Annotated in this window: 8 protein-coding genes; all 8 read left to right on the plus strand. The window is 60.1% G+C overall.

Annotated elements, in window-relative coordinates:
• The first annotated feature begins 1 nt into the window (after position 1).
• Positions 2-805, plus strand: coding sequence for a tetratricopeptide repeat protein (locus tag ACIP02_RS17780; protein ID WP_400618517.1), 804 nt, complete (start codon positions 2-4; stop codon positions 803-805).
• A complete protein-coding gene (locus tag ACIP02_RS17785; protein ID WP_400618520.1) occupies positions 805-1,137 on the plus strand; it encodes a YqcC family protein in 333 nt (110 codons plus the stop codon). The genes ACIP02_RS17780 and ACIP02_RS17785 overlap by 1 nt, the downstream gene beginning before the upstream one ends.
• 408 nt (positions 1,138-1,545) lie before the next feature.
• Entirely contained in the window at positions 1,546-3,270 is a 1,725-nt protein-coding gene (locus ACIP02_RS17790; RefSeq protein ID WP_400618523.1) for an acetolactate synthase 3 large subunit, read from the plus strand.
• Position 3,271: 1 nt separating this feature from the next.
• A complete protein-coding gene (gene ilvN / locus ACIP02_RS17795; RefSeq protein ID WP_003250040.1) occupies positions 3,272-3,763 on the plus strand; it encodes an acetolactate synthase small subunit in 492 nt (163 codons plus the stop codon).
• A gap of 55 nt (positions 3,764-3,818) precedes the next feature.
• A complete protein-coding gene (gene ilvC / locus ACIP02_RS17800; protein ID WP_056795202.1) occupies positions 3,819-4,835 on the plus strand; it encodes a ketol-acid reductoisomerase in 1,017 nt (338 codons plus the stop codon).
• Positions 4,836-4,985: 150 nt separating this feature from the next.
• Positions 4,986-5,837, plus strand: a complete 852-nt coding sequence (gene pssA, locus ACIP02_RS17805) for a CDP-diacylglycerol--serine O-phosphatidyltransferase (RefSeq protein ID WP_201199954.1) — start codon at positions 4,986-4,988, stop codon at positions 5,835-5,837.
• Between the two features lie 79 nt (positions 5,838-5,916).
• Positions 5,917-6,930, plus strand: coding sequence for a protein-methionine-sulfoxide reductase catalytic subunit MsrP (msrP, locus tag ACIP02_RS17810; RefSeq protein ID WP_400618529.1), 1,014 nt, complete (start codon positions 5,917-5,919; stop codon positions 6,928-6,930).
• The gene (msrQ, locus tag ACIP02_RS17815; RefSeq protein ID WP_400618531.1) at positions 6,930-7,541 is read left to right on the plus strand and encodes a protein-methionine-sulfoxide reductase heme-binding subunit MsrQ; all 612 of its coding nucleotides are present in this window, start codon (positions 6,930-6,932) and stop codon (positions 7,539-7,541) included. The genes msrP and msrQ overlap by 1 nt, the downstream gene beginning before the upstream one ends.
• Positions 7,542-8,021 lie beyond the last annotated feature (480 nt).

Genomic DNA, 8,021 nt, shown 5'->3' on the forward strand with positions numbered 1-8,021 from the left:
GATGAGGTGTGATGTGAACAAGTGGCTGTTTCCTGCCGTGACGGCGCTGGTGGTGCTCCAGGGGTGCTCCAGCGTCCCGCGCGGCAATATCCCCGTGGTCGATTCGAGCTCCCGCGTGTCCAACAGCGAACGCGTGACGGCCAACCGCCCGGCGGGTGGCTACAACGCGGGCACTGCGCAAGCGCAAACGCTGCCAGAGGATTCCGGCGTTACCGTGATGATCCCGCAGGGCGCAGGCGCCTCGGGAATCCAGACGTTCCCGGCGGCCAACGGCGCAGCGCCGATCAGCACCTCGCCGATCACGCCGGGCCCGATTACTACCGGGCCGGTAACTTCGGCACCGATGACCACCAATCCGAACCCGATCGCCGATGAACCGTTCGACATCGCCTCGATGAACAGTGCCCCGGCTGCCAGCAGCGCGCCAACCGGCATTCCGCGCAGCACGCCCGCTGCCGGTGGCCTGTCGGCCGACGAGCAACTGGACGGGCCGGTGCTGGCACTGCTGACCACCGCCAAGACCCAGCAGGGCAGTGGCGACTTCAACGGCGCCGCGTCGAGCCTGGAACGTGCCCAGCGCATCGCCCCGCGCGAGCCGCAGGTGCTGTACCGCCTGGCCCAGGTGCGCCTGTCGCAAGGTGATGCGCCGCAGGCCGAGCAGCTGGCGCGTCGCGCCCTGACCTACGCCAACGGCCGCCCGAGCCTGCAGGCCGAACTGTGGAACACCATCGCCCAGGCCCGTGAAAAGCAGGGTGACAGCGCTGGTGCTGCACTGGCCCGGCAAAAGGCACGGGTCAATTCGTGATGATCGAGCAACGTATTCTGGATATCGCCGACCATCTGCTGCTGATTGAGCGTGAACTGCAGGTACAAGGCTGGTGGGATGACGAGCCGCCGAGCGACGAGGCATTGGCCAGTACCATCCCGTTCGCCGTCGATACGCTGCGTTTCGAGCAATGGCTGCAATGGATTTTCCTGCAGCGTATGAAGATCATCATCGAGCTCGGCCAGCCGCTGCCTAACGCCTCCAGCATCCTGGTCATGGCCGAAACGGTGTTTGTCGACCGGCCGGAGCAAAGTCGTGAGTTGCGCCGCCTGTTGGCAGCTTTTGACCAATTGATCGCTCCTTCCGCCTGATTTCTTCAGTTTTTCCTTCAAGGGCCGCAGATTGTGGCCCTTTTTTGTGGAAATCTTATTAATTCTGCTGCTGAAGCGATTTTTAGTGGTGGCAGGAATTCATCTTGGGGAAAAATTGGCAATAATTTTTCTTGACTTGTAGCCGCCAAATCACAAGAATCCAACTTCCGCTGTAGTGGGACTGCCAGAAGCAGACCCGCTAAGCAGATCATGAGGTGCATACCCGCGCCGACCTGTTACACCCCGCAACGCGTTACCTCGCGCTGGGTGGGAAAACCCCGCAACACTCAGGGGTGCTCCCAATACTTGCTCAGTCAGTGCTGACGTTCGCTCATGCTCTGCTTGGCAGTAAACCTATTAAGACCCGTCCAGTGAGGGCGGTATTCTGGCGTTTTAGAGGTGAACAACGTGGAGCTTTTATCTGGCGCTGAGATGGTCGTCCGCTTCTTGCGTGACGAAGGCGTTAAGCACATCTACGGGTACCCTGGTGGTGCTCTCCTGCATGTTTACGACGCCCTGTTCAAAGAACCGGAAGTGGAACACATCCTGGTTCGCCACGAGCAGGCGGCAACCCATATGGCGGACGGCTACGCCCGCGCCACCGGCAAGGCCGGTGTGGTGCTGGTAACCTCCGGCCCGGGCGCGACCAATGCCATTACCGGCATTGCCACCGCCTACATGGACTCGATTCCGATGGTCATCCTGTCCGGCCAGGTGCCTAGCACCATGGTAGGTACCGATGCCTTCCAGGAAACCGACATGATCGGTATCTCGCGGCCGATCGTGAAGCACAGCTTCATGATCAAGAACCCGACCGAGATCCCTGAAGTTCTGAAAAAAGCGTTCTACCTGGCGCAATCCGGTCGCCCAGGTCCAGTCGTGGTCGACATTCCAAAAGACATGACCAACCCGGCTGAGAAGTTCGAATACGTCTACCCGAAAAAGGTCAAGCTGCGTTCCTACAGCCCAGCGGTCCGTGGCCACTCCGGCCAGATCCGCAAAGCTGCAGAAATGCTGCTGGCGGCCAAGCGCCCGATCGTCTACGCCGGTGGTGGCGTGATCCTCGGCGGTGGCTCCGAAGCCCTGACCGAAATCGCCAAGTCGCTGAACCTGCCCGTCACCAATACCCTGATGGGTCTGGGCGGGTTCCCGGGTACCGACCGCCAGTTCCTCGGCATGCTCGGCATGCACGGCAGCTACACCGCCAACATGGCCATGCACAATGCCGACGTGATCTTCGCCGTCGGTGCGCGTTTCGACGACCGCGTGGTCAACGGCCCGGCCAAGTTCTGCCCGAACGCCAAGATCATCCATGTCGATATCGACCCGGCGTCGATTTCAAAGATGATCAAGGCCGACGTGCCAATCGTTGGGCCGGTCGACAGTGTGCTCAGCGAAATGCTCGGCATCCTCAAGGAAATCGGTGAGCAGCCTGACAAGGCGGCGCTGGATGGCTGGTGGAAGCAGATAGACGAATGGCGTGGCAATGGCGAACTGTTCCCTTACGACAAGGGCGACGGCAACGTCATCAAACCGCAAAAAGTGATCGAGACCCTGTGCGAAGTGACCAACGGCGATGCCTTCGTCACCTCCGATGTGGGCCAGCACCAGATGTTCGCGGCGCAGTACTACCGCTTCAACAAGCCGAACCGCTGGATCAACTCCGGTGGCCTGGGCACCATGGGCTTCGGCTTCCCGGCGGCGATGGGCGTCAAGCTCAACTTCCCCGACCAGGACGTTGCCTGCGTGACCGGTGAAGGCAGCATCCAGATGAACATCCAGGAGCTGTCCACCTGCATGCAGTACGGCCTGCCGGTGAAGATCGTCAACCTGAACAACGGTGTGTTGGGCATGGTCCGCCAGTGGCAGGACATGGCCTACAACGGTCGCCACTCGCACTCGTACGTGGAGTCGCTGCCTGACTTCATCAAGCTGGCCGAGGCCTATGGCCATGTGGGTATCCGCATCACCAGCCTGAAGGACCTCAAGCCGAAGCTGGAAGAAGCGTTTGCGATGAAGGACCGCCTGGTGTTCATCGACATCGCGGTTGACCGCAGTGAGCACGTCTATCCAATGCAGATCAAGGATGGCTCGATGCGTGACATGTGGCTGAGCAAGACGGAGCGTACCTGATATGCGGCATATCATTTCCCTGCTGCTGGAAAACGAACCTGGTGCTCTGTCCCGTGTGGTCGGCCTGTTCTCCCAGCGCAACTACAACATTGAAAGCCTGACCGTGGCGCCGACCGAAGACCCGACCCTGTCGCGTCTGACGCTGACCACCGTTGGCCATGACGAAGTGATCGAGCAGATCACCAAGAACCTGAACAAGCTGGTCGAAGTGGTCAAGCTTGTCGACCTGTCGGAAAGCGCTCACATCGAGCGTGAACTGATGCTGGTCAAGGTCAAGGCCACCGGTGCCCAGCGCGCCGAGATCAAGCGCACCACGGATATCTTCCGTGGCCAGATCGTCGATGTGACCGCCAGCGTGTACACCGTACAGTTGAGCGGTACCAGCGACAAACTGGACAGCTTCATCCAGGCCATCGGCACTGCATCGATTCTCGAAACCGTGCGCAGCGGCGTTACCGGCATTGCCCGTGGCGACAAAGTGCTCAGCATCTAAATTCAAAAATTAGCGATGGCTCCGCAGGGGCCGAGATATAACCAGGGGTATTTTCATGAAAGTTTTCTACGATAAAGACTGCGACCTTTCCATCATCCAGGGCAAGAAAGTCGCCATCATCGGTTACGGTTCCCAAGGCCACGCCCAAGCGTGCAACCTGAAAGACTCCGGTGTAGACGTTACCGTCGGTCTGCGTAAAGGTTCGGCTACCGTTGCCAAGGCTGAAGCCCACGGCCTGAAAGTTGCTGACGTTGCTACCGCTGTCGCTGCGGCTGACCTGGTGATGATCCTGACCCCGGACGAGTTCCAGGGCGCTCTGTACAAGAACGAAATCGAGCCGAACATCAAGAAGGGCGCTACCCTGGCCTTCTCCCACGGTTTCTCGATCCACTACAACCAGGTTGTACCGCGTGCGGACCTCGACGTGATCATGATCGCGCCGAAGGCCCCGGGCCACACCGTGCGCTCCGAGTTCGTCAAAGGCGGCGGCATCCCTGACCTGATCGCTATCTACCAGGACGCGTCCGGCAACGCCAAGAACGTCGCCCTGTCCTACGCTGCTGGCGTGGGTGGCGGCCGTACCGGCATCATCGAAACCACCTTCAAGGACGAGACCGAAACCGACCTGTTCGGTGAGCAGGCTGTTCTGTGCGGCGGTACCGTCGAGCTGGTCAAAGCCGGTTTCGAAACCCTGGTTGAAGCTGGCTACGCGCCAGAAATGGCCTACTTCGAGTGCCTGCACGAGCTGAAGCTGATCGTTGACCTCATGTACGAAGGCGGCATCGCCAACATGAACTACTCGATCTCCAACAACGCCGAGTACGGTGAGTACGTCACCGGTCCGGAAGTCATCAACGAAGAATCCCGCAAGGCCATGCGCAACGCTCTGAAGCGCATCCAGGACGGCGAGTACGCGAAGATGTTCATCTCCGAAGGCGCTACCAACTACCCATCGATGACCGCCAAGCGTCGTAACAACGCTTCGCACGGCATCGAGATCATCGGTGAGCAATTGCGCTCGATGATGCCTTGGATCTCGGCGAACAAGATCGTCGACAAAGCCAAGAACTAAGTAACAACGCAACATGAAAAACGCGGCTTCGGCCGCGTTTTTTCGTTCTGGCAGCCTGCTTCTGGTATAAAGCAGACCAGTGGCCCGCCGTCAGAACCTGTTTCGTGGGCCCGTGTCGAACATTTTCCATCCTGTTGCAAGGTACCCTCCATGAGCGAACGTCCCGAAGAGCCGAACAAGCCCTCCGACGCCGAAAGCCTGCTACCGATCGACGAGCACGTTGAAGAAGGGCATGACGCCGAAGGCCGCAAGGTGCGCCACCGCGGCATCTACCTGCTGCCCAACCTGTTCACCACCGCTAACCTGTTTGCCGGCTTTTATTCCATCATCAGTTCGATGAGCGCGCAGAGCGCCCTGAGCGCGGGTGACCCTCGCGAGGCGAGCAAGTATTTCGCCTTTGCCGCCATCGCCATCTTCGTGGCCATGGTGCTCGACGGCCTGGACGGCCGTGTCGCGCGCATGACCAATACCCAGAGCGCCTTCGGTGCCGAGTATGACTCGCTGTCGGACATGGTCGCCTTCGGCGTGGCCCCGGCCTTGCTGGCCTTCGGCTGGGCACTGGGTGACATGGGCAAGGTCGGCTGGATGGTCGCCTTCATCTATGTAGCCGGTGCTGCGCTGCGTCTGGCGCGCTTCAACACCCAGGTCGGTACCGCCGACAAGCGTTACTTCATCGGCCTGGCCAGCCCGGCTGCCGCTGGCGTGGTGGCGGGGACCGTCTGGGCGTTCAGCGACTACGGCATCCAGGGTTCCAAGCTGTCGTTCCTGGTCGCGCTGCTGGTGGCTGCTGCCGGCATGCTGATGGTCAGCAACATCAAGTACAACAGCTTCAAAGAGCTGGACCTTAAAGGCCGCGTACCGTTCGTGGCGATTCTGGCCGTGGTGTTGGTGTTTGCTGTGGTGTTCAGCGACCCGCCGCGCATCCTGCTGCTGATCTTCCTCGCCTACGCGGCATCGGGGCCGATCCAGTTCCTGCTCAAGGCGCGCCGGCGTAAAGCGTGAAAATCGCTTAATGCTGGAATAACCCTCCGGCTCCATAGTCTTACTGGTACATCCGTTATCCAGTGCTGTGGAGCCGCCCATGCTCATCAAGCTTCCCCGGTCATCCGAATGCAAAGCATCGGAGATCACCCCCGAAGGCATCTACCTTTCCCGTCGTACCCTGTTGGGTGGCTCGCTGGCCGGTTTGGCCCTGGGCGCTCTGCCAGGTATTGGCCATGCGGCCGAAGCCAGCCGTTACGCCGATGTTGCGCCGGGCAAGGCGCCTGGCTGGTTCAGTGAAAAGCTGGCGGCCACGCAATGGCAGGCAGTCACGGTCAAGGGTGAGGCGATCACGCCGTTCAAGGACGCTACCCACTACAACAACTTCTATGAGTTTGGGCCCGACAAGGGCGACCCCACGGCCAATGGCGACAGCCTGAAGACCGAACCGTGGTCGATAGTGGTGGATGGTGAAGTCGGCAAGCCTGGGCGCTATGCGCTGGAAGACTTCGTAAAACCCTACCAGCTTGAAGAGCGCATTTATCGGCTGCGTTGCGTTGAGGCGTGGTCGATGGTCATTCCGTGGCTGGGGTTCCCCTTGGCACAAGTGCTCAAGCAGGTCGAGCCGACTTCCAAGGCCCGCTACGTGCGCTTCGAGACATTGAAGGACCCAGAGCATATGCCGGGGCAACGCTCGGGCTTCGCCCTGATCGACTGGCCATATAGAGAAGGCTTGCGTCTGGATGAGGCGATGCATCCTTTGGCCATTCTGGCCGTTGGCATGTATGGGCGGGAGCTGGCCAACCAGAACGGTGCGCCGCTGCGCTTGGTGGTGCCGTGGAAGTATGGCTTCAAAAGCATCAAGTCGATCGTGCGTATCAGCCTGGTGGCAGAGCAACCGGACACTACCTGGGAAGGATTGGCGCCGGATGAGTACGGCTTCTACGCCAATGTAAACCCGAATGTCGATCACCCGCGCTGGAGCCAGGCGCGTGAGCGGCGTTTGCCCAGCGGGTTGTTCAGCCCGAACGTGCGGGAAACGCAGATGTTCAATGGCTACGCCGATGAAGTGGCGTCGCTGTACGCCGGGCTTGATCTGCGGAAGAACTATTGATGCGCTACCCCTGGTTTCGCCTGGCCATTTTTGTGGTGGGGTGCCTGTTCCCTGCGTGGTGGTTGTATGAGGCCGCGATGAATCTGTTGGGGCCTGATCCCGGGAAGATCATGATGGATCGTCTGGGGCTTGGGGCGCTGACCTTCCTGCTGGTGACCTTGGGCATGACACCGCTGCAGAAGTTGACAGGGTGGTCGGGCTGGATTGTGGTGCGCCGGCAGCTGGGGTTGTGGGTGTTTGCCTATATTGTGCTGCACATTCTGGCTTACCTGTTCTTTATCCTGGGGCTGGATTGGGGGCAGTTGGCGGTGGAGTTGCGCAAGCGGCCCTACATTATTGTCGGGGCGTTGGGGTTTCTTGGGTTGTTGGCATTGGCGGTTACCTCGAACCGGTATAGCCAGCGGCGGCTCGGGGCGCGGTGGAAGAAGCTGCACAGGTTGGTGTATGCGGTGTTGGGGTTGGGGTTGTTGCATTTTTTGTGGATCGTGCGTTCGGATCTGCGGGAGTGGGCGGTGTATGCGTTTATTGGGGTTGTGTTGATGGTGTTGAGGATTCCGGCGGTTTCGCGGGTGCTGCCCAGGCTGGTGAGAAAGCAGGGTAGGGTGGTTTGAGGTATGAGCGGGGCTGCGGGGTGCCTGCCTTGGGATTGAGCTGGTTTTGAGAGGTGCCCGCCACAACACATTCAGCGCCTGTCAGATCGAGCGCCGCCCGCGCGGCGCTTCGCGGGACAAGCCCGCTCCCACAGTCTGTTTCGGGCCAGTCTCTTCTGTGAGGTCTCCGCTGCCCGCCTTGTTTGTCCCCCTCAATATAGAAGGTGTCGCCTCAGCTTTTTTGCAATCCCCAAGGCGCGAGTGGGGAGGTGGCAGGAGTAACTGGCCCGAAACAGACTGTGGGAGCGGGCTTGCCCCGCGAAGCGCCGCGCGGGCGGCGCTCGATCTCATAGGCGCTGCATGTGTTGTGGCGAACACCTGTGGGCCGCGACACGGTCTTTCCCCCCATATTTCAATTAAATGAAATTAAAGGTTGACGCCCTCTCGAATCCCCTTATAATGCGCCCCACTTCCAGCGACAACGGAACGACAAACTCCTTG

The organism is Pseudomonas sp. NPDC089408, assembly GCF_044749445.1.
GTDB lineage: Bacteria > Pseudomonadota > Gammaproteobacteria > Pseudomonadales > Pseudomonadaceae > Aquipseudomonas.